We start from the raw sequence: 22934 nt of genomic DNA on the forward strand, positions 1-22934 counted from the left end.
GTCGCGGCGGCGCGACCCCGGCCCCTTGCCGGGAAAGGGGCAGAGGATGAACATCGCCAACCGGACGATCCGCGCGACCAGGCATTCCGACGCGACCCCGCCATTGTTTCAAGATTCCGGCCAGGCCGACGAAGGCGCCGTGCTGGGCCGGATCGGCCCGCTCGTCGCCAGGCTGATCGCCGACCCCGCGGAACTCGAGGCGGCACAGCGGCTTCGCTACCGGATCTTCCGCGAGGAAATGGGCGCATCATTCTCCCCGGACAGCGGCAGGAGCGATCGCGACGAGGACCGTTTCGATGCAACCTGCGATCACCTGATCGTCGTCGACACGACACGGCCCGGCAGCCCGGCCGAGCAGATCGTCGGCACCTACAGGCTGCTGCGCGACGAGGTCGCGGCGCGCGCCGGCGGCTTCTACTCGGCCGGCGAATACGCCATCGACGCGCTGGTGGCACGCCACCGCGGCAAGCGGTTCCTGGAACTGGGCCGCTCCTGCGTGATGCCGGACTACCGCTCCAAGCGCACGATCGAGCTGCTGTGGCAGGGGATCTGGGCATACTGCCTGCGCCACGGGACCGACGTGATGGTCGGCTGCGCGTCGTTCCCCGGCGCGGACGCGCGAAAACACGCGCTGGCGCTGTCGTTCCTGCACCGGCACGCCCGCGCCAGCGGCGAGTGGGCTGTCGACCCGGCGACCGCCGACGCGATCAAGATGGACATGCTGCCGGAAGAGGCCATCGACATGAAGGCGGCGCTGGCCGCCATGCCGCCGCTGATCAAGGGCTACCTGCGGCTCGGCGCGAAATTCGCCGACCGGGCGGTGATCGACCGGGCCTTCGGCTCGACCGACGTCATGGTCATCCTGCCCGTCGACACGATCAGCGAGCGCTACGTGCGCTATTACGGCGCCGATGCCGGCCGGTTTGCGCCCGGCGCCCGGACCGCCTGAGCGCGCTCACGAATCCGCGTTGTAGGCGGCGATCGCCGCCATGTTGACGATGTCGGCATCGCGCGCACCGAGGGAGACGATCTGCACCGGCCTGTTGAGGCCGACCAGAAGCGGGCCGATCACCGTCGAGCCGCCGAGCTCCTGCAGCATCTTGGTGGAGATGGAGGCCGAATGGAAGGCCGGCATCACCAGCACGTTGGCCGGACGGGACAGGCGGCAGAAGGGGTATTGCGCCATCAGCTCGGCACTGAGCGCCACATCGGCGGCCATCTCGCCGTCATACTCGAAATCGACGCGGCGCCTGTCGAGGATGCGCACGGCGTCACGCACCACCTGCGAGCGCTCGCCCGGCGGCTGGCCGAAAGTGGAGTAGGCCAGCATGGCGACATGGGGCTCGTAGCCCATGCGGCGGGCCATTCCGGCAGCCTCCTCGGCGATGTCCGCCAGTTCCTCGGCGCTCGGCATGTCGTGGACCGCCGTGTCGGCAACGAGCACGGTGCGGCCGCGGCACAACGCCAGGGACAGGCCGATGACACGATGGCCGGGCCGCGCGTCGATGACGCGGCGGACATCGGACAGCGCGGTGGAATAGTTGCGCGTGACGCCGGTGACCATGCCGTCGGCATCGCCGAGGGCCACCATCGTCGCGGCAAAATGGTTGCGGTCGTTGTTGACCAGGCGCTGGCAGTCGCGGAACAGGAAGCCGTCGCGTTGCAGCCGCTCGTAGAGGAAGTCCGCATAGTCCCGGTTCCTGCTCGACAGCCGGGCATTGATCAGCTCGATGCCCGGCCTGTCGATGTCCGCGCCGGCCTCGCGCGCCGTCTCCCGGATCAGGTCCTCGCGGCCGAGCAGGATGGCGGTGCCGAGCTGCTGGTTCACGTAGGACACGGCCGCGCGGATCATCTGCTCCTCCTCGCCCTCGGTGAAGACGATCCGCTTCGGATGGCGACGGACGCGCTCGTAGATCCGCTGAAGCGTCGAGGCGATCGGGTCGCGGCGCGCCGAAAGCTGGTTGGCATAGGCCTCGAAATCCGTGATCTCGCGGCGCGCGACGCCGGTCTTTATCGCCGCCCTGGCAACGGCGACCGGAATGGCCGAGATCAGTCGCGGATCAAACGGCACCGGAATGATGTAGCCCGGCCCGAATTTCGGCCGGTTGCCGGCATAGGCGGCGGCGACATCATCGGGAACATCCTCGCGCGCGAGCTCTGCCAGTGCGTGGGCTGCGGCCGCCTTCATCTCCTCGTTGATCTCCGTCGCGCGCACATCAAGCGCGCCGCGGAAGATGTAGGGGAAGCCCAGCACGTTGTTGACCTGGTTCGGATAGTCGGAACGGCCGGTCGCCACGATGGCGTCGGAGCGGATGGCCGCGACCTCCTCCGGCGTGATCTCCGGGTCGGGATTGGCCATGGCGAAGATGATCGGATTGTCGGCCATGGAACGCACCATGTCCTCGGTCAGCGCCCCCTTGACGGAAAGCCCGAGAAAGACATCCGCACCGTCGAGCGCCTCGGCGAGCGTACGCCTGTCGGTCTTCACGGCATGGGCCGACTTCCACTGGTTCAGGCCGGTGGCACGCCCCTGGTAGATGACGCCCTTGGTATCGCAGAGAATGACGTTCTCGTGCGGCACACCCATCGACTTGACCAGCTCGATGCAGGCGATCGCGGCCGCGCCGGCGCCGTTGCAGACGATCTTCACGGATTTCATGTCGCGGCCTGTCAGATGCAGCGCATTGATCAGACCGGCCGCGGCGATGATTGCCGTGCCGTGCTGGTCGTCGTGGAAAACGGGAATGTCCATTTCCTCGCGCAGCCGCTGCTCGATGATGAAACAGTCCGGCGCCTTGATGTCCTCAAGGTTGATGCCGCCAAAGGACGGCCCGAGAAGGCGAACGCAGTTGACGAACTCGTCGATGTCCCGGGTGTCGACCTCCAGATCGATGGAGTCGACATCGGCGAAGCGCTTGAACAGCACCGCCTTTCCTTCCATCACCGGCTTGGATGCAAGCGCACCGAGATCGCCCATCCCCAGGATGGCACTGCCGTTGGAAATGACGGCAACCATGTTGCCGCGCGCCGTGTAGTCGAAGGCCTTGTCCGGGTCCTCGGCGATCGCCTTGACCGGCACCGCGACACCCGGGGAATAGGCAAGCGAGAGGTCGCGCTGCGTCGTCATCGGCTTGGTCGGCGTGATCTCGAGCTTGCCCGGCCGGCCACGCGAATGGAAGTCCAGCGCTTCCTGGTCCGTGACCCTCGGGGCCTCGGAAGACTGCTTGCCGGATTCCGGTTCCTGGGAGTTGGACATGGGCGTTTCCACTGTTCTTGCCGTTATCCCAAACAAGATGGGGGGTGGATGTCCTAAGGCTATTTCGCCTGCCTGTAAACGCGACTATGACAGGGACAATTCCGAGACAACGCAGGATCCATGCTGACCAAGACCGCACCGGCAGCAGCGCCGACGCCGATGATGGCGCAATATCTGGAGATCAAGGAAGCCAATCCGGATTCGCTCCTTTTCTACAGGATGGGCGATTTCTACGAGTTGTTCTTCGAGGACGCCGAGATCGCATCGCGCGCGCTCGGGATCACGCTGACGAAGCGCGGCAAGCATCTCGACCAGGACATCCCGATGTGCGGCGTGCCCGTTCACTCGGCCGACGACTACCTGCAAAAGCTAATCGGCCAGGGCTTCCGGGTCGCCGTCTGCGAACAGCTGGAGGATCCGGCGGAAGCCAAGAAACGCGGCTCCAAGTCCGTCGTGCGCAGGGCTGTGACGCGACTTGTCACGCCGGGAACGATCACCGAGGAAAAGCTGCTCGACCCGGGCGAGAGCAGTGCCTTTCTCGCCATCGGCCGCACAAAGGCGGGCGGGGAGTTGGCGCTTGCATGGATCGACATCTCGACCGGACAGTTCCGGATCGCCGCAACCGCTCCCGAACGGCTCCTGTCGGACATATTGCGAGTCGGACCGCGCGAGATCACGGTGGCGGAAGCCGTGTTCGAGGATCCCGAGCTTCGGCCGGTGTTCGACCAGCTGGGCCTGGCGGTGACGCCGCTTCCGGCGAGCTTCTTCGACAGCGCAACCGCGGAAGAGCGACTTACGCGCTTCTACGGCGTGAGCACGCTGGACGGATTCGGCAATTTCAGCCGCGCCGAACTGTCGGCGGCCGCGGGTGCCATCGCCTATGTGGAGCGAACCCAGATTTCCGAACGCCCGGTGCTCGAGCGGCCCGAACGAGAGGATTCCGGCGCAACGCTGTTCATAGACCCGGCGACGCGCGCCAACCTGGAAATCGAACGCACGCTGTCCGGGTCGCGGCAGGGCAGCCTGCTCAAGGCCGTGGACCGCACGGTGACGGGCGGCGGCGCGCGGCTGCTCGCCGAACGGTTGCGCTCGCCGCTGACCGATTGCGACGCGATAAACGAGCGGCTGGATTCCGTCACGTTCTTCATGGCCGGCGACGAAAGGCTGGCAAGCGACCTGCGCGACATCCTGAAATCGTCGCCCGACATGCCGCGCGCATTGTCGCGGCTGTCGCTCAATCGCGGAGGCCCCCGCGATCTCGTCGCGATCCGCGACGGGCTGAAAGCGGCGGAGGCGGTGCGGCGCCTGCTCGAAGCGGCAGATCTGCCGGCCGAGCTGTCACGGGCCGCCGCGAGCCTTTCGGCGGCGCCCGGCGACGTCGCGAACAGACTCGACGCCGCGCTTGCCGACGAGGTGCCGCTAATGAAGCGCGACGGCGGCTTCGTGCGTGCCGGCCATCATGGCGAGCTGGACGAGATGCGGGCACTGCGCGACGAGTCGCGGCAGATCATCGCGCGAATGCAGACCGAGCTGATCGAGGAGACGGGCGTCAAGTCGCTCAAGATCAAGTACAACAACGTGCTCGGCTACTTCATCGAGGTGACGCAGCAAAACAGCGGCGCGCTGACCGATACCGACGAGGCCAAGGGCCGGTTCATCCATCGCCAGACACTGGCGAACGCGATGCGCTTCACGACAACGGAACTGGCCGACCTCGAAAGCCGCATCGCCAATGCCGCCGACCGCGCGCTCGCCATAGAGCTGGAGATATTCGACCGGCTGCAGGCGGCGGTAATCGGGTCGGCGGAGGCAATCCGCGGCGCCGCGCAGGCGCTGGCGGTCATCGACGTGTCCATCGGCCTCGCAAGGCTGGCGGAATCCGAGGGCTACTGCCGGCCGAAGGTGGACGGCAGCCGCAGCTTCGAAATCGTCGCCGGACGGCACCCGGTCGTGGAACAGGCGCTCAGGCGGCAAGCGGCCCATCCCTTCGTGGCCAATGATTGCGACCTGTCGCCGGAGGGCGACAGCGAGCAGGGCGCGATCTGGCTGCTCACCGGACCGAACATGGGCGGCAAGTCGACCTTCCTGCGGCAGAATGCGCTGATCGCGATCCTGGCGCAGACCGGCTCCTTCGTGCCCGCCGGCAGCGCGCATATCGGCGTGGTCGACCGGCTGTTCAGCCGGGTCGGCGCATCCGACGACCTGGCACGCGGACGCTCGACCTTCATGGTGGAAATGGTGGAGACGGCGGCGATCCTGAACCAGGCCAGCGACCGGTCGCTGGTCATTCTCGACGAGATCGGGCGGGGCACCTCCACCTTCGACGGGCTGTCGATCGCCTGGGCGACGGTAGAATACCTGCACGAAAAAAACCGCTGCCGTACCCTGTTCGCGACGCATTTCCACGAGCTGACCGCGCTCGCCGAGACGCTGGCCAACCTGCACAATGTCACGATGCGCGTGAAGGAGTGGGAAGGCGACGTGATCTTCCTGCACGAGGTTGCCAGGGGAGCGGCCGACCGTTCCTACGGCGTGCAGGTCGCCAAGCTCGCGGGCCTGCCGGAGAGCGTGGTGACCCGCGCCCGCGACGTGCTCGACCAGCTGGAAGCGCAGGGGCGCGAGTCCAAGGCGTCGAAGCTGGTCGACGACCTGCCGCTGTTCTCCGCCGAAGTGGCGAAGCGCGAGCCGGCCGCCGCCGCCAAGCCGAGCAGGATCGAGGAGGCGGTCGCCGAGCTGACGCCAGACGAAATGACGCCGCGCGAGGCACTGGATGCGCTGTATCGGCTGAAAGGGCTGATAACGAAACCGCAGTGAAGTCATGTGACATTGCGGCGAGGCTTCTGTATGAGGCCCTGAGGACCGGAACATGACAGCAGCCCAGACACAGACCGGCAGCGACACGCTGCACGCCGAGTTGATCGCCATCGCGGACAGGCATGGCGGCGACGGCTCGGGACATGCCGTGCGCTCCGAGGTCTTGGCGCATCTCAAGTCCGTCCTTGCCGAGGATCGCAAGCGGGCCGAGAAGCAGCTGTTCGAGGACGGCGGCGGCATAGCATGCGCCCAGAACCTTTCCGACGACATGGACCGGATGATCCGCGCGATCTACGATTTCGCGATGGAGCGGGTGTTCCGCGTCACCAACCTGTCGCGCGGCGAGAGGCTGGCGCTGGTTGCCGTCGGCGGCTACGGGCGTGCAACACTGGCACCGGGTTCCGACATCGACCTGATGTTCGTGCTGCCCTACAAGCAGACACCGCTGGGCGAACAGCTGGCCGAGTACATCCTCTACATGCTCTGGGACCTCGGCCTGACCGTCGGCCACGCCACGCGGTCCATAGACGAATGCATCCGGCTGTCGAAGGCCGACACGACGATTTGCACGGCGATCCTCGACATGCGCTACCTCTACGGCGAGCGGTCGCTCTTCGACGAACTGGAAAAGCGCTTCCAGGAGGAGGTCGTGCAGAACTCGGCCTCGACCTTCATCCAGGCAAAGCTTGCCGAGCGCGACGCGCGCCACAAGCGGATGGGCGAAACGCGCTATCTCGTGGAGCCGAACATCAAGGACGGCAAGGGCGGATTGCGCGACCTGCAGACGCTGTTCTGGATCGCGAAGTATTTCTACCGCGTCTCCGACCGGACGGACCTGATCAGGAAGGGCGTGCTGTCGCGATCGGAGTACAACCTCTTCGTCAAGTGCGAGGACTTCCTCTGGGCGGTGCGCTGCCACCTGCACTTCATGACGGGAAAGGCGGAAGAGCGCCTCGGCTTCGAGGTGCAGCGCGGCCTCGCCGACCGGCTCGGCTACAAGAGCCATCCCGGCCTGCGGGATGTCGAGCGCTTCATGAAGCACTACTTCCTGATAGCCAAGGATGTCGGCGACCTGACCCGCATCATCTGCGCGGCGCTCGAGGAGGAAGAGGTCAAGCAGGCACCGGCCTTCAACCGCTTCCTGCAGACGCTGCCATTCGCCCGGCGGTCGCAGAAGATCCAGGGAACGCACGATTTCATCATCGAGAACAAGCGCATCAATGTCGCCGCCGACGACGTGTTCAGGAACGACCCGGTCAACATAATCCGGATGTTCTGGTTCGCCGACCGCGACGGCCTCGATTTTCACCCCGATGCGCTGCAGCTCATCCGCCGATCGCTGAAACTCATCAATTCGACGCTGCGCAACGATCCGCGGGCGAACAGGCTGTTCATGGACATCCTGACGTCGCGCAAGGACCCGGCACTCAATCTCAGGCGCATGAACGAGGCCGGCGTGCTCGGCCGCTTCATCCCCGACTTCGGCAAGGTCGTGGCGATGATGCAGTTCAACATGTATCACCACTTCACGGTGGACGAGCACCTGATCCGTTCCGTCGACGTGCTGTCGCGAATCGAGCGCGGCATCCTCAAGGAGGAACATCCGCTCGCCTCCTCGCTGCTGCCCGACCTGGAGGCGCACAGGCGGGTGCTCTACGCGGCACTTTTCCTGCACGACATCGCCAAGGGACGGCCCAAGGACCACTCGGTGGCCGGTGCGGAAGTGGCGGAGAAACTGTGCCCGCGGCTCGGCTTCTCCGCGCAGGAGACCAAGCTTGTCGCATGGCTTATCCGCGATCACCTGACAATGAGCACCGTTGCGCAATCGCGTGACCTGTCCGACCGCAAGACCATCGAGGATTTCGTCGCCAGCGTGCAGACGGTGCTGAGGCTCAAGCTGCTCGTCATCCTCACCGTCTGCGACATACGCGCCGTCGGACCCGGCGTGTGGAACGGCTGGAAGGGACAGCTCCTGCGCACGCTCTATTCCGAGGCCGAACTCGCGATGACCGGCGGCTTCTCGGAAATCAACCGCAAGGAACGCGCCCAGATGGCGCGCGAGGAACTCCTCGAACGGCTGTCGGACTGGCCGGAAGAGGAGCGCGCGGCCTATGTCGGACGGCACTACGACAACTACCTGCTGTCGGTGCATGTCGACGACCAGGTGCGGCATGCCGAGTTTATTCGCGATTCGCTCGGCAAGGACCGGAAACTGGCAACGACCGTCAAGACCAACCATTTCCAGGCGATCACCGAGATCACCGTGCTGGCGCCCGACCACCCGCGCCTGCTTTCCATCATTGCGGCCGCCTGCTCGAGCGCGGGCGCCAAGATCGACGGCGCGCATGTGTTCACGACCAGCGACGGCTGGGCGCTGGACACAATTCTCATCAATCGCGAGTTCGAGGACGACGGCGACGAAATCCGGCGCGCGACACGGATCGGCAAGATGATCGAGGCCGTTCTGGCGGGCCGCGAATACGTGCCCGACATGCTGGCAAACAAGATGAAGCAAAGGCGCGGCCTCAAGGCCTTCTCCATCGAACCCTCGGTGGCGATCAACAACACGCTGTCGAACAGGTTCTCCGTCATCGAGGTGGAGGGCCTGGACCGGCCCGGCATCCTGTCGGAGATCACCGGCGCGCTGTCGGACCTCAGGCTCGACATCCATTCCGCGCATATCACGACCTTCGGCGAGAAGGTGGTCGACACCTTCTATGTCACCGACCTGACCGGACACAAGCTCACCGATCCGTCGCGCCAGAAGCGCATCCGCAGGGTGCTGGAGGACGTGCTGCAGGGGCGCGGCGACGAAAATCCGGTCGTGCAGGTGAGCGCCGGACTCGCCAGATCGAAGGCCGGCTGAGCCATGAGCCTGTTCGGCAAGTTCCTCGGCGTCGGCGGCGCAACCTCCGCCAGCAGGGTGCTGGGCTTCGTGCGCGAGGCGATGATCGCCGCCACGCTCGGCGCCGGCCCGGTGGCGGACGCGTTCTACGCGGCGCTGCGCTTTCCCAACCTGTTCCGCCGCCTGTTCGCGGAGGGCGCGTTCAACTCCGCCTTCGTGCCGATCTTCGCAAAGGAGGTCGAGAGCAACGGCAAGGCCGGCGCGGCGCAGTTCGCCGGCGAGGTGTTCTCTGTCCTGGTACTGGTGCTGGCGGCACTCTCGGCGCTGGCGCTCGCCTTCATGCCGTTCCTCGCCGCAACGGTGATCGCGCCGGCCTTCCAGGACACGCCGGAGAAGTTCGACCTGACCGTGCTGCTCGCGCGGATCATGTTCCCCTATCTCGCTGCGATGTCGCTGGTCGCCATGCTGTCCGGCGTGCTCAACTCCTTCCGCAAGTATTTCCTCGCGGCGCTCGCGCCGGTGCTGCTCAACATCGTCCTGATCGCGGTGCTGCTGGCGGCGCTGCAACAGGGATGGGACGGACGGACAGTCGGCATCGCCCTGGCGATCGGCGTGGTGACGTCCGGTTTGCTGCAGCTGGCCCTGCTCGTTTACGGACTTGCCCGAATCGGCTTCCGCTTCACGCCGCAGCGGCCCCGGCTGACGCCGCAGGTCCGGCGGATGCTGAAACTCGCCGCTCCGGCCGCGCTGACCGGCGGCATCGTGCAGATCAACCTCGTCATAGGGCAGATCATCGCCTCGCAGCAGGACGGCGCGATCGCGCTGCTCAACTATGCGGACCGGATCTACCAGCTGCCGCTCGGCATAATCGGCATCGCCATCGGCGTGGTGCTGCTGCCGGAACTGGCGCGCGCGCTGGGCGCCGGGGAGCAGAAGACTGCGCTGACGCTGCAGAACCGGAGCCTCGAATTCGGCCTCGGGCTGACGGTGCCGGCGGCGGTCGCGCTGGCGCTGACACCGGTGCCGTTCATCGCCGTGATCTACGAGCGCGGCGCCTTCCTGCACGAGACGACACAGGCAACGGCGGCGGCGCTTGCCGCCTTCGCCGTCGGCCTGCCGTCCTTCGTGCTGGTCAAGGTGCTGCAGCCAGCCTACTTCGCGCGCGAGGACATGAAGACCCCGATGTGGTTCTCCCTGGTCTCCCTGGTCGTCAATGCGGGCGGCAGCATCGCGCTGTTCCCCCATTTCGGGCATGTCGGCATCGCCGCGGCCACCAGCCTCGCCGGCTGGACCAACGCCGTGCTGCTTGGCGCAACACTGTGGCGCCGCGACCAGTTCCGCCCGTCGACCGAAACGATCCGCCGCGCGGTCCTGATCGTCATTTGCGCGGCGGCCATGGGTGCAGCGCTGCTGGGCGCATGGTCGCGCGTGGACGAGCTCTTCCTGGCGTCCGGCATCCTGGTGCGGGTGCCCGTCACGGCCGGACTGATCGGCGGCTCGATGGTCGTCTATTTCGGGCTGGCGCTCGCCACCGGCGGAATCGACCGGGCCATGCTGGCGCGAGCGCTGAAGCGCCGCGGCGCCGGCGGAGCCGAATCGTGACCCCCTCTTGAAGCTTGGCCGGCAGCCTGCCATAAGCCGCGCGCAACCTATCCTCGCAGCCTGAGCAACACTCTGCGACGAGGCCCTCCACCAGCTTCGGGAACATGAACATGAGCAGCTTCGCCCCCCTGATCTTTTCCGGCGTGCAACCGACCGGCAACCTGACTCTCGGCAACTATCTCGGCGCGATCAAGAAGTTCGTCGCGCTGCAGGAAACCCATGACTGCATCTACTGCGTCGTCGACCTGCATGCGCTGACCATCAATCCATCGCCCAAGGAGTTGGTGAACGGGACACGGTCGATCGCGGCGGCCTTTCTTGCTGCGGGAATCGACCCGGTCAAGCACATCGTCTTCAACCAGAGCCGCGTCCACCAGCACGCCGAACTCGCCTGGGTGTTCAACTGCGTGGCGCGGATGGGATGGCTGAACCGGATGACGCAATTCAAGGAAAAGGCGGGAAAGGACCGCGAGAACGCCTCGGTCGGCCTGTTCGCCTACCCTGCTCTCATGGCCGCGGACATCCTCGTATACCGCGCCACGCACGTGCCCGTCGGCGATGACCAGAAGCAGCACCTGGAGCTGACCCGCGACGTCGCGCAGAAGTTCAACTACGACTACTCGGACCACATCGGCGAACTCGGCCTCGGCGTGCCGATGGAGATCGGCGAGGAAACGGTCAACGGCTATTTCCCGATGACCGAACCGGTGATCGAGGGCCCGGCGACCCGCATCATGAGCCTGCGCGACGGGACGAAGAAGATGTCCAAGTCCGATCCCTCGGAACTGTCGCGCATCAACCTGACCGACACTGCCGACGACATCGCCAAGAAGATCCGCAAGGCGAAGACCGACCCCGAGCCCCTGCCCGGCGACAGCGGCGGTTTCGAAGGGCGCCCGGAGGCCGAAAACCTGGTCAACATCTATGCCGCCCTGTCCGAGACCACCAAGGAAGAGGTACTGAGGGAATTCGGCGGCAAGCAGTTCTCCGTGTTCAAACCGGCCCTAGCGGATCTCGCAGTGGAGAAACTCAGCCCGATTGCCGACGAGATGCGCCGGCTGCTGGACGACAAGGGTCATATCGATTCCGTGCTGGCGAATGGCGCCGAGCGCGCTTCCGTGCTGGCGGAGAAAACCATGACGGACGTGAAGAAGATCCTTGGTCTTTCCTGGTAGGGCGCCATCAGGCGTCCCTGCCGCGGGCCGATCTCGGCGCTTGATGCAGCCAAGGCGGCATGCCATTTATCGGCCATGGTAACCAAGCGACTTATCCACGAGGCGGGCCACCGCCGCAAGTTCCTGGCGATCATCGACGATACGCCGGAATGCGAACGCGCGGTGCTCTACGCGGCACGTCGCGCCGCGAAGACGAACAGCGGAGTGACCCTGCTCTTCGTCATAGAGCCGGGTGACTTCCAGCATTGGCTGGGCGTCGAACAGGTCATGCGCGCCGAGGCGATGGAAACAGCAGAGGCGACGCTGGCGAAGCACGCAGCCATGGCGCGGGAACGCTGCGGCACGGAAGTGGAAACCGTCATCCGCGAGGGCGTGCCCGTCGAGCAGATTCACGCGTTGATCGAGGAAGACCAGGACATCGCCATCCTCGTCCTGGCAGCCGGCGCGTCGAAGGAAGGCCCCGGACCGCTGGTCTCGTCGATCGCCGGCCGGAACGCGGCCTTTCCCATTCCGGTGACAGTCGTGCCGTACAATCTGAGCGACGAGGACATAGAAAGCCTGTCCTAGAACGAGGAAAGGTGCGCGGGGGATGCTTGATATCGAACTGTGCAAGCCTTAATTTAGAACCATTCCAAACAATCGCCGGAGCGAGCCATGTTCATCCAGACCGAAGCGACGCCCAATCCCGCCACGCTCAAGTTCCTGCCCGGCAATGTCGTGCTGAACCAGGGAACCGCGGACTTCCGCGATGCGGATGAGGCGGCCACCCAGTCTCCGCTCGCCGCCAAGCTGTTCGGCATCGACGGCGTATCCGGCGTTTTCTTCGGGTATGACTTCATTACCGTGACCAAGGAAGACGCGGTGGACTGGTCACACCTGAAACCGGCGATCCTGGCATCCATAATGGAACATTTCATGTCGGATGCACCGGTCATGGCGGACCAGAAGGAAGGGCAGGAGATCGCACCGGGAGAAGAATTCTACGACGCCGGCGACGAATCGATCGTCGCGACGATCAAGGAACTGCTCGAGACCCGCGTGAGACCCGCCGTTGCCCAGGACGGCGGCGACATCACCTTCAGGGGCTACAAGCAGGGCACGGTCTTCCTGCACATGAAGGGTGCATGCGCCGGATGCCCGTCATCGACGGCAACGCTGCAGCACGGAATCCAGAACCTGCTGCGCCATTTCATCCCGGAAGTCCAGGCTGTCGAGGCGGTCTGATACCGTTCCCGATACCGGGCCTGCACAAAAGAATAGGCCGGGCACAAGGCCCGGCCACTTGCATTGAATTCCGCATGCGTCAGGTGACGATCACCTTCGCGCCCGGCTCGACGCGCTCGTAGAGATCGATGATGTCCTGGTTCATCAGGCGAATGCATCCCGACGAAACATTGCCGCCGATCGACCACCATTCCGGCGTGCCGTGCAGGCGATAACCGGTGTCACCGTTGCGGTTGTACAGATAGAGCGCCCGCGCACCCAGCGGATTGGTAAGGCCGGGCTTCATGCCGCCCCGGTACTTGGCCAGTTCCGGCTGGCGCTTGATCATCGGCTCGGGCGGCGTCCAGGTCGGCCATTCACGCTTGAAGGCGACGCGCGCCGTGCCCGACCAGGTGAACCCCTCGCGCCCGACGCCGATTCCGTAACGCACGGCCTTGCCGCCATCGAGCACGAAATAAAGATATTTCGCCTTGGTATCGACGATGACCGTTCCCGGCTTCTCCTTCGTCTGATAGGCGACGATCTGGCGGCGGTACTGCCGCTTGATCTTGCTGACCGGAATCGCCGGCAACTTGTAAGCGCCATCCGCCTTCGCCGTATAGGCGTTCACCATCAGGCCCGAGCCGCCAGTGGTGCTGCAGCCCGCCAGCGCCAATGCCGCGATGACCGCAATCAGAATTCGTGACCCCCGCATGGAATTCTCCCGTTTTGCTACCGGCGGCGACTGCCCCTATCGGCCCGGTACCCTACCTACAGTCTTGCAAGACCGTCTCTTAAGTTCCAATGATTGATTAACCATGAACGCGAATATGTGCCATCGGTCACAAGGCGGTCGGACGCAAAAAACGTGATGTGCCCGTTCCAATTGCCCGCGACCGTGGCAAGACGGACACATGCCGATCATAGATCTCCACGCGAAAAACCCCCTCGAAGACGGTCGCCAGTCGGCGCGGGCACTGCGCATAAGACGCGGCGTCCAGCAACTGCTGACCGGGTTGGGCGCGACGCACCTGCCGGAGCTGACGCTGGCAAACGGCCGACGCGCCGACATCGTGGCACTGTTTCGCGACGGTTCGATCTGGATCGTGGAGATAAAGTCTTCGGTCGAGGACATGAAGGCCGATTCCAAATGGCCGGAATACCGGGATTATTGCGATCGGCTGTTCTTCGCCACGCTGGAGGACGTTCCCGAGGAAATCTTCCCGGCCGATTGCGGCTTCATCCGCGCCGACACGCATGGCGGCGCGCTTCTGCGCGAGGCGCCCGAACACAAGCTCGCCGGCGCAAGACGCAAGGCGGTAACCCTGCGAATCGCGCAATCGGCGGCGCAAAGGCTCTACAGGGCAGAACTCTCCGGCGTGGAACTGCCGGAATAGGCGATTGCCTCAGCGCGGCGCCCGCTTGGCCAGAATCCTTTGCAGGGTGCGGCGGTGCATGTTGAGGCGGCGCGCCGTTTCCGACACGTTGCGATCGCAAGCCTCGAAAACACGCTGGATGTGCTCCCAGCGCACCCTGTCGGCCGACATCGGGTTTTCCGGCGGCGGCGTCTTCTCGCCCGGTTCGGCCGTAAGCGCGGCGAAGATGTCATCGGCGTCGGCCGGTTTCGCCAGGTAGTTGATCGCACCCAGCTTCACCGCGGTCACGGCGGTGGCGATGTTGCCGTAGCCCGTCAGGACGATTGCCCGGGCATCCGGCCGGCGAGAGCGAATCTCCTCGATGACATCGAGGCCGTTGCCATCGCCAAGCCGCATATCAACCACGGCATAGGCCGGTGGCGCCTTCCTCACTTCCGCCAGGCCTTCCGCGATCGTCTCGGCCAGGGTGACCTCGAATCCGCGGCTTTCCATCGCCCGTCCGAGCCGCTGCAGAAACAATCTGTCGTCATCCACGATCAGGAGACGCCGATCCGGGCCCAGGTCGCTTTGCTCTTCCATATCAGTCACCTGCGATTGCACTTCTCATATATCTCATTTTTCCCCGGCTGCCAGTTGCCCGGACTGACGCGGCCATTCCACGACCACATCGGCGCCCTTGCCGGATGAAAACGCGTTGGCGAACCGGACCGTGGCCCCGCTGCGCTCGAGCAGCGTCTTGGCGATGAATATGCCGAGTCCAAGCCCGCCGCCGCCATTGCGGGACCGTGCCGAGAACCTGGCCAGCGGCAGGTCGGGCTCGCCGATCCGCTCGAGGACTTCCGGAGGGAAGCCGGGACCGTCGTCCAGTATGCGAACGGAAACGGTTTCCGGCGTCCACGACAACCGGATCTCGACCGTCTCCTCGGCAAAGTCGACCGCGTTTTCCACGAGATTTCCCAGGCCATAGAGAATAGCCGGGTTTCGGCGGCAAACCGGCTCGTCGCCGTCCCGGCTCTCGACCACGGTGGTGATCGCTATGCCGAATTCGCGATGCGGCGCCACGACCTCCTCGATCATGGTGCGAAGCGCCATGCGCGCCAGGTGATCCTCGTCACCCGCGCCCAGCGTCGAAAGCCGCCTGAGTATCTCGCGACAACGGTCGGCCTGGGTGCGCAAAAGCGTGATGTCGTCGCGGAGGCTGTCGGGATCGAGCGGCTCACGGCCCATTTCCTTGACCACGAGGGAAATCGTCGCCAGCGGCGTGCCGAGCTCGTGCGCGGCGGCCGCCGCCAGCCCGTCCAGCGCGGAAAGATGCTGCTCGCGTTGCAGGACCAGCTCGGTCGCGGCCAGCGCATCCGACAGCCTGCGCGCCTCCTCGGCGACGCGATAGACATAGAACGCCGTGAAGATGAGCATGGAGGCAACCGCGACCCACACCCCCGCGACATATACCAGCGGGATCTCGAGCCGCGTATCCGGGTACCAGGGCAGCGGAAGATAGACGAAGACCAGCGCAGTCGCGATGGCGAGCGTCGTCGCCCCGAGCAACGCCGTGTAGCGCGGCGCCAGCGTGGTCGCCGAAATGATGACCGGGACAACGAGCAGAACGCAGAAGGGGTTGGTCAGGCCGCCGGTCAGCGCCAGCAGACCCGCCAGCTGCGCGACATCGAAAACGAGAACGGCCAGTACACCGGCGGGATTGAGCCGCTTGTTGGCCGGAAAAAACCAGGTCAGGACGAGATTGAGAAGCGCCGCGAGGACAATGAGCACAACGCAGGCGATGACCGGAAACTCGAAACGCAGAACCAGCGCCACGAAGGCGACGGCCGACAGCTGGCCGAAGGTCGCCAGCCAGCGCGTGTTGGTGATGGTCGACAGGCGCAACCGGCGCGTGGAAAAGCCTGTTTCCGGGGCAAGATCATATTCCATGGCGGGCTGTATACGACGCGTTTCCGCTTTTTGAAAACGACATCCGTCAATTCCGTCCGGGGACCGTCCCTTCTCAGCGTCCCCGCGGCTTGGCGCGGCGCGTGGGTTCGGAATTTGCCGGGTCTTCCGGCCAGGGATGCTTGGGATAGCGTCCCCGCATCTCGGCGCGGACAGCCGCCCACGACCCGGCCCAGAACCCGGGCAGGTCCTGCGTGCGCTGTATCGGCCGGTGCGCCGGCGACAGCAATTCCAGCGTCAGCGGAACCGTGCCGCCGGCGATCGAAGGGTGGCTCTTCAGGCCGAACAGTTCCTGCACGCGCAGGGATACCACGGGCGCGGTTCCGTCGGCCGGATAGTCCAGCAGGAAGGCGGAACCGGTGGGCGCAACGAAACGCGGAGGGGCATTCGCATCGATCTCGCGCTGCAGATGCGGTGGAACGCGCAAAACAAGCGCATCGCGCAGGCTCGCGGAGTCGAGCGCCGACAGATTCACGGCACCCTGCAGGAACGGCGCCAGCCATCCCTCCAATTCGTCGAGCAATGAAGCGTCGTCCATCGCAGGCCACGGATCGCCAAGCCGGACATGCAGCCATTCCAGCCGGGCGCGCAATTGCGACACCTCTTTCGACCAGGGCAGCAAGCCAAGCCCGTGCGTGCGCACGGCATCGAGCAGCGCCCGTGTAGCAGCCTCGCCGGGCTCGACTTTCACGGGCACCCGCGAGAAGACGACCGCCCCGAGGCGTTCCACCCTGCGCGCAGAAAGGCCGCCTTTCTGCCGGTCGAATTCGACCTGTTCCACGCTCTCGATTCGATCGCCGAGAACAGCGCGTATTTCCTCCGCGGTCACGGCCGCGGCGGAGGTGACCCGTCCCTCGCGGGCGGCGCCCGTCACGTCGGCGGCCACCAGGTATTGCTCGCCGGCCAGCGGCTCGGTCTCATCCAGCGCCACGCCGCGCCCATTGGCCATGACGAAGGCCCCGTGGCGGCCGCCGCGCGCTTTCGCGACGCGATCCGGCCAGGCATCGAGCAGCATGGCACCCGCACTGGCGATTTCGTCGCCTTGCGGCAGATTCATGCCGGCAACGGCGCGTTTCGCGATGTCGCGCAGACGGGCAAGCTGCGCGCCCTTTCCGCGCAAGGCCGTGTCGAGGCGATGGCCGAGATCGATCCCGGTTCCCGCCGCGCCGCGTTCCGTGACCAGCAGGGCCAGGAGCATCCGGCGAAACGCATCCTCGCGGTCCTGCGCCGCCACGACCATCGCCGCCAGGCGGGCCGGCAGGGCAAGATCGCGCATCGCCGCGCCCTTCTTCGTGAGCATTCCCCTGCCATCCAGCGCTCCGAGCATCGCGAGCAGGGCGCGCGCTTCGTCGAGCGCGGGCACCGGCGGCGGATCCATAAAGCGCAGGCTCGCCGGATCGGCGACACCCCAGGCAAGACAGTCGAGCAGCAGGCCGGCCAGGTCCGCGTTGAGGATTTCCGGCGGATCGAACTCGGCGAGCGCACGCGTCTGCTCCGCGCGCCACAGGCGAATCGCGACACCGGGTTCCGTTCGTCCGGCGCGGCCCGCGCGCTGCGCGGCGGCCGCGCGACTGACGCGAACCGTCTCCAGCCGGGTGAGACCGGAGCCCGGATCGAAAACAGGACGGCGGGCAAGCCCCGAATCGATGACCACGCGCACGCCGTCTATGGTGATCGACGTCTCGGCGATCGCCGTGGCGAGAACGACCTTGCGGGTTCCCGGTTCGGGCGGGCGGATGGCGCGGTCCTGATCGGCAATGTCCATCATGCCGTAGAGGGGCGCGAGAAGGACGCCTTCCGGAAGCCGGCCTTCGAGAGCCTCGGCGACGCGCCGGATCTCTCCCTGGCCGGGCAGGAAGACAAGCAGGCTGCCGGTCTCTTCGGCAAGTGTCTTGCGCACCACGCGGGCAACCGCCTGCTCGATCCGCTCGGTGCCCGGCCGGTCCTCGTGGCGAATATCGACAGGGAAGGTGCGCCCCTCGCTCTCGATCACCGGCGCATCGCCGAGCAGGCCGGCGACGCGGGTACCGTCCAGCGTCGCCGACATGACGAGGATGCGGAGATCCTCGCGCAGCCCCTCTTGGACGTCGAGCGCCAGCGCCAGGCCGAAATCCGCGTCGAGGCTGCGTTCGTGGAACTCGTCGAACAGGACCGCCCCGACCCCGGACAATTCCGGATCACCGGTTATCATGCGCTGGAAAACGCCCTCGGTGACGACCTCGATGCGCGTTCGCGGACCGACCCTGGTATCCATGCGCATGCGGTAGCCTACGGTCTCGCCGACCTTCTCGCCAAGCAGCTCCGCCATGCGCCGGGCGGCGGCGCGCGCGGCCAGCCGGCGCGGCTCCAGAACGACGATCCTGCGGCCTTCGAGCCAGCCCTCGTCCAGGAGGGAGAGCGGCACCAGTGTCGTCTTGCCGGCGCCCGGAGGGGCCACGAGGACAGCGCCGGACGCCCGGGAAAGGGCAGCCTTCAGCTCGCCGAGCACCTCGGCCACGGGAAGGTCGGGCAACGTCTTCAGCACAGCCGGGACCTCATCCGATCTCGATCACCTCGCCGCCGGCGGCTTTCGCGTCGGCCTCGTCATGGGTGACGAGGATCACGGGCAGACGGGAGCGCCGGGCGCTGTCGAAAACCAGGGAGCGCGTCTGGTCGCGCAACTGCATGTCGAGCTTGGAGAACGGCTCGTCGAGAAGCAGGAAGTTCGGCTCGGACAGCAGAACGCGGGCCAGCGCGACCCGGGCCTTCTGGCCGCCCGAAAGAGTGTCGGGATCGCGGTCGAAAAAGCCCTCCAGCCCCACGTCGGCGAGCGCGGCCTCGGCCCGGGCGCGACGGGCCTTCCTGCCGGCGATCGCCTGCGGAATCGCGAAGACGAGATTGCCGCCGACCGACATGTGAGGAAACAGCAGCGGATCCTGGAACAGGATGCCGGCGTGGCGCTCCTCGGCGGGAAGATGCGCGATATCGCGGCCGCCGCAGATGACCCGTCCCTCGCCGGAAAAGACCGGATCGAGAAAGCCGCCGACATAGGCGAGCAGTGTCGACTTGCCGGAGCCGGACGGCCCCATCACGGTCAGCGTCTCGCCGGGGGCGACGTGGCGGTCGACGGCAAGGAGTTCGCGCCCGTCAAGCCGGATGCGAACGGAATCAAGGCGCAGGCCGGCTGGGTTCCCGTTCTTCAAGCAGATCTCCGCGGTCGTTTCAGGCGACCTTCATGGCGCGGCGATCGCGGAAAAGCAACGCCGGGACCAGCGCCGCGACGGCAAAGCCCAGGAAAGGCAGAAGCATCTGCACGAAGGCGTAGATGCCGATGACACGGCGGTTGCCGCCGGCGCCGAGCGCAACCGCCTCCGTGGTGACGGTGACGAGCCGGCCGGCGCCGATCAGGAGGGTCGGCAGATACTGGCCCACCGAAACCGCGAAGCCCACCGCCATCGCAACGAGGATCGCGCGCGACAGCATCGGAAGGCGGATCGCGAAAAGCGTCTGCCACGCCGACTTGCCAAGCCCGGCCGCGATCGCCTCGTAACGCGTGTCGAAGGCGCGCCAGGGCGCCGAAAGCGACAGAAACACGTAAGGAAGGACAAACACCATGTGGACGAGCACAAGTGCCGCCCAGGTGGCACCGACACCGCCATGGGTGAGGAACAGTTTCAGGCCGAAGACAAAGCCCGCCTGGGGCACCAGCAGCGGCAGATAGAGAAAGAACAGCGTCCAATTCGCGCCCGTTCGCCCGGTCTGGCGCTCGCGCGCAAGGCTGGCAATGACGATCAGCGCCGACAGGACGGTCGCGGCCAGCCCGACGGTGACTGTCGTCGCAAGGGGGCCGGCAATCCTCGGCATCACCTTCATCCATCCGCTCAGGGAAAGCGAGTCGGGCAGGACATGTGGAAACTGCCAGAGGCCGGACACCGACCACAGCGCCAGGACGAACATCCCGCCGAACACCATCAGCGCGGTGAGCGCCGTCAGCACCAGTGCGACCTGCCGCACGATCCGGTCGGCACGAAAGCGTCGCCCCTGCCCGCACAGATGCATCGTCACGGCGGCGGCAAGCTTCTCGACCAGGAGCCAGATCACGAGCGCGGCCAGCGTCACGCCCAGCTGCAGCACAGCCCCGGCCGAAGCCATGAAGCGCGAGGACAGGTCCGGATCGTTCATCCACTCGACCAGCCGAACCGGCAAGGCCGCCGGCGTCGTCGGACCGAGAATAACGGCGACATCCACAGCCGAGGACGCAAACGCGATGACGGCAAAGACCGCCAGACGGATCTGGCGATAGATCGCCGGCCACGAGGTGAACAGGAACCCGGCCGTACGACCGTATCCGAGCGAGGAGGTGAGCCGGGCCGACGCCGCCATCGGCACCTGGGGTGCGGCCGCGAGCGCCATGAGCAGGAGGAACGGCACTTCCTTGACAACGAGCCCGGCCATGAATGTCAGGCCAAGCGGATCGTTCACGATCAGCCAGTCGGGCGGCCGCGCCCATCCCGTCGCCCAGGGCGAAAACAGGCGTGCGACAAACCCGGACGGCGCAATCATGAAGGCCAGGCCGAAGGCAGCGGCCGCGTGCGGAACGGCAAGCAACGGCGAAACCAGGGACTGCATGCGGCGGAATGTTCGGGTTCCCGACCATCCGCCCACAAAGAGCGCCACGATCAGGACGGATATCGCGGCCGTGACAACGCCCGCAACAAGCGCAATCAGGCAGGACCGCAATAGCCCGGGCTGTCCAAGGACGACACGGAAAGGTTCCAGGGAGAATGCGTCGCCGCCGAGGGCCGGAAGATATCCGAAGGCCGGCAGAACCGTGCCGGCCAGCCCGCCGAAGACCGGAACGGCCAGAACGGCGATGGCGATGGCGGGCGCGAGACGAAGCATGGCGGGCGTCCGCGATCCCGACGTCAGTTCGCCACGCCGTAGCGCGCGGCCCACTCCTTCTCGATCATCGCCATCCATGAAGGATGCGGCTCCGGCAGCGCCGGCCCAAGTTCCTGCGGCGACAGCGTGGCAACACCGAGATCGAGCGCCTCGAAACGGGCGCGATCCTCATCAGGCAGCTTCTCCATCGCCAGCACGGTCGGATCTCCCCAGACATCCGGGTCCTGCTTCCGGGCCTGGGCCTCGGGCGAAAGAAGAAAGTTGGCGGTCACCAGCGCGCCTGCCTTGGCCGCCGCATTGTAGGGAATCGCGACGAAATGGGTGTTGGAAAGCGTTCCGCCGGAGAAGGTGAAGGAACGGATGGTATCGGGAAGAAGGTCGTTTGCTATGGCGCTCGATGCCTCGGCCGGATTGAAGGCAAAGGTGATCTCCAGCTCGCCATCGGCCAGCAGCTGGCTCATGGACGGATAGTCCCTCGGGAACGCCCGGGCAGAGCGCCAGAGATGGGGATGCAACTCGTCCAGATAGTCGAACAGCGGCTTTGCCAGCGCCGGGAACTCCTTCGCGTCGACAGGCTCGAGCAATCGGGACGGATCGTCGATCCTTTCCGAAAGGACCTGTTTCAGGAATGACGATCCGATGAAGTCCGGCGGCTGCGGATAGGAAAAGCGGCCGGGATTGCGTTTCGCCCACTGCAGCAACTCGTCAGCCGAATCAGGAAGATCGGCCGCCTCGGTGCGGGCGCTGTCGTAGAAGAACACAAGCTTTGCCATGCCCCACGGGGATTCCATCCCGTCCGTGGGAATGGTGAAATCGGTGGTGATCGTCGGCCTGTTCTCGACATCGACATACCGCCAGTTCGGCAGTTTCTGTACCCATCCCGGCCCGTACAGCAGGCCCTGCCGTTTCATCGAGGCGAAGTTCTCGCCATTGATCCAGATCAGGTCTATTGCACCATTGTCGTGCTTTCCGGCCGCTTTCTCGGTCAAGACGGCCGCAACCGCGTTGGCGGTGTCGTCAAGCTTCACATGCACAAGCTTGACGCCAAACTGCTCGCGCAGTTCCTCGCCGACCCAGCCTATGTAGTCGTTGATGCTTTCGGAGCCGCCCCAGGCATTCCAGTAGACGGTCTGACCGCTCGCCTTCCTGACGACTGAGTCCCAGTTGCCCGGATCGATCTCGTCGGCGGATGCCAGGCTGGCGGACAGGATCAGCGCGGCAAACGCCGTGAACAGCGTCTTCATCAGAATGGCCCTCGGCTTTCGGATTCTCGTGGTCGGAGACCATAGATGGGGCGAGCGCCGCGTCAATCGCAGCACACCTACACACCTTGTCACATTCGAGTGAGGATGGCGTTCAATCGCGCGCCTTGATCTCGATCTTCCGGATCTGCTTTTCGGGCTGCGGCCGGTCGAGATCGATCGAAAGAAGGCCGTTTCGGAGCTCCGCACCGAGGACGCGTATCCCGTCGGCCAGAACGAACGCCTTCTGGAACTGGCGGGCCGCGATGCCGCGATGGAGGTACTCGCGCGGCTCCTCCTCAATCTGGCGCCCCCTGATGACCAACTGGGAGTCCTCGGTGGATATCTCCAGATCATCTATGGAAAAACCGGCAACTGCGAGGGTGATGCGCAGGATTTCCGTGCCGTCCTTCACCAGCCGCTCGATATTGTAAGGCGGATAGCCGTCGGAATTCTTGGCAATGCGTTCCAGCGATTTCTCTATGGTCTCGAATCCAAGGAGAAGCGGGCTGGAAAACGGAGGAATCCGCGACATGGCCATGTCCTTTCCTGAAAAGCGACATATGCGGCAAACCCGTTATGGCATTCACCGAC

At 65.5% G+C, this 22934-nt stretch carries 17 protein-coding genes; 8 read left to right on the forward strand and 9 right to left on the reverse strand.

The window, feature by feature from the left end:
• Nucleotides 1–46: 46 nt before the first annotated feature.
• A complete protein-coding gene (gene olsB / locus HTY61_RS14425; RefSeq protein ID WP_175277455.1) occupies nt 47–949 on the forward strand; it encodes a l-ornithine N(alpha)-acyltransferase in 903 nt (300 codons plus the stop codon).
• Between the two features lie 6 nt (nt 950–955).
• Here olsB and HTY61_RS14430 read toward each other — a convergent pair whose 3' ends face one another.
• Nucleotides 956–3256: an NADP-dependent malic enzyme gene (locus HTY61_RS14430; RefSeq protein WP_175277456.1), complete on the reverse strand. Its 2301-nt coding sequence runs from the start codon at nt 3254–3256 to the stop codon at nt 956–958.
• Nucleotides 3257–3376: 120 nt separating this feature from the next.
• Between HTY61_RS14430 and mutS the strand changes: the two genes are divergently transcribed.
• The 6 genes from mutS to HTY61_RS14460 all read left to right on the forward strand — a co-directional run bounded on the left by mutS (nt 3377) and on the right by HTY61_RS14460 (nt 12916).
• Nucleotides 3377–6070, forward strand: a complete 2694-nt coding sequence (mutS, locus tag HTY61_RS14435) for a DNA mismatch repair protein MutS (RefSeq protein ID WP_175277457.1) — start codon at nt 3377–3379, stop codon at nt 6068–6070.
• Between the two features lie 52 nt (nt 6071–6122).
• Nucleotides 6123–8936 (forward strand): [protein-PII] uridylyltransferase, encoded by a 2814-nt coding sequence (locus tag HTY61_RS14440; RefSeq protein ID WP_175277458.1) that lies wholly within the window; start codon nt 6123–6125, stop codon nt 8934–8936.
• Between the two features lie 3 nt (nt 8937–8939).
• Nucleotides 8940–10517: a murein biosynthesis integral membrane protein MurJ gene (murJ, locus tag HTY61_RS14445; RefSeq protein ID WP_175277459.1), complete on the forward strand. Its 1578-nt coding sequence runs from the start codon at nt 8940–8942 to the stop codon at nt 10515–10517.
• Between the two features lie 110 nt (nt 10518–10627).
• Nucleotides 10628–11692, forward strand: coding sequence for a tryptophan--tRNA ligase (gene trpS, locus HTY61_RS14450; RefSeq protein WP_175277460.1), 1065 nt, complete (start codon nt 10628–10630; stop codon nt 11690–11692).
• Nucleotides 11693–11767: 75 nt separating this feature from the next.
• Entirely contained in the window at nt 11768–12259 is a 492-nt protein-coding gene (locus HTY61_RS14455) for a universal stress protein (RefSeq protein ID WP_175277461.1), read from the forward strand.
• Between the two features lie 87 nt (nt 12260–12346).
• The gene (locus HTY61_RS14460) at nt 12347–12916 is read left to right on the forward strand and encodes a NifU family protein (RefSeq protein WP_175277462.1); all 570 of its coding nucleotides are present in this window, start codon (nt 12347–12349) and stop codon (nt 12914–12916) included.
• A 79-nt stretch (nt 12917–12995) separates the two neighbouring features.
• Here HTY61_RS14460 and HTY61_RS14465 read toward each other — a convergent pair whose 3' ends face one another.
• On the reverse strand, nt 12996–13610 hold the full coding sequence (locus HTY61_RS14465; protein ID WP_175277463.1) for a L,D-transpeptidase: 615 nt from the start codon (nt 13608–13610) through the stop codon (nt 12996–12998).
• Between the two features lie 199 nt (nt 13611–13809).
• On the opposite strand from HTY61_RS14465, the gene HTY61_RS14470 reads away from it, so the two are divergent.
• The gene (locus HTY61_RS14470) at nt 13810–14292 is read left to right on the forward strand and encodes an MmcB family DNA repair protein (RefSeq protein ID WP_175277464.1); all 483 of its coding nucleotides are present in this window, start codon (nt 13810–13812) and stop codon (nt 14290–14292) included.
• 9 nt (nt 14293–14301) lie between these two features.
• On the opposite strand, the gene HTY61_RS14475 is transcribed toward HTY61_RS14470, so the two are convergent.
• From HTY61_RS14475 to HTY61_RS14505, 7 genes are all read right to left on the reverse strand, one after another.
• The gene (locus HTY61_RS14475; RefSeq protein WP_175277465.1) at nt 14302–14850 is read right to left on the reverse strand and encodes an ActR/PrrA/RegA family redox response regulator transcription factor; all 549 of its coding nucleotides are present in this window, start codon (nt 14848–14850) and stop codon (nt 14302–14304) included.
• A gap of 33 nt (nt 14851–14883) precedes the next feature.
• The gene (locus tag HTY61_RS14480) at nt 14884–16200 is read right to left on the reverse strand and encodes an ActS/PrrB/RegB family redox-sensitive histidine kinase (RefSeq protein WP_175277466.1); all 1317 of its coding nucleotides are present in this window, start codon (nt 16198–16200) and stop codon (nt 14884–14886) included.
• A gap of 73 nt (nt 16201–16273) precedes the next feature.
• Nucleotides 16274–18739, reverse strand: a complete 2466-nt coding sequence (gene hrpB, locus HTY61_RS14485) for an ATP-dependent helicase HrpB (RefSeq protein WP_175278570.1) — start codon at nt 18737–18739, stop codon at nt 16274–16276.
• A gap of 13 nt (nt 18740–18752) precedes the next feature.
• Nucleotides 18753–19400 (reverse strand): ATP-binding cassette domain-containing protein, encoded by a 648-nt coding sequence (locus HTY61_RS14490; protein ID WP_197945321.1) that lies wholly within the window; start codon nt 19398–19400, stop codon nt 18753–18755.
• Nucleotides 19401–19419: 19 nt separating this feature from the next.
• On the reverse strand, nt 19420–21099 hold the full coding sequence (locus HTY61_RS14495; protein ID WP_175277467.1) for an ABC transporter permease: 1680 nt from the start codon (nt 21097–21099) through the stop codon (nt 19420–19422).
• 23 nt (nt 21100–21122) lie between these two features.
• On the reverse strand, nt 21123–22346 hold the full coding sequence (locus HTY61_RS14500) for an ABC transporter substrate-binding protein (RefSeq protein ID WP_428978292.1): 1224 nt from the start codon (nt 22344–22346) through the stop codon (nt 21123–21125).
• 109 nt (nt 22347–22455) lie between these two features.
• Nucleotides 22456–22875 (reverse strand): Hsp20 family protein, encoded by a 420-nt coding sequence (locus tag HTY61_RS14505; protein ID WP_175277469.1) that lies wholly within the window; start codon nt 22873–22875, stop codon nt 22456–22458.
• Nucleotides 22876–22934: the final 59 nt, after the last annotated feature.

The organism is Oricola thermophila (assembly GCF_013358405.1).
In the GTDB taxonomy this organism is placed as follows: Bacteria; Pseudomonadota; Alphaproteobacteria; order Rhizobiales; family Rhizobiaceae; genus Oricola; species Oricola thermophila.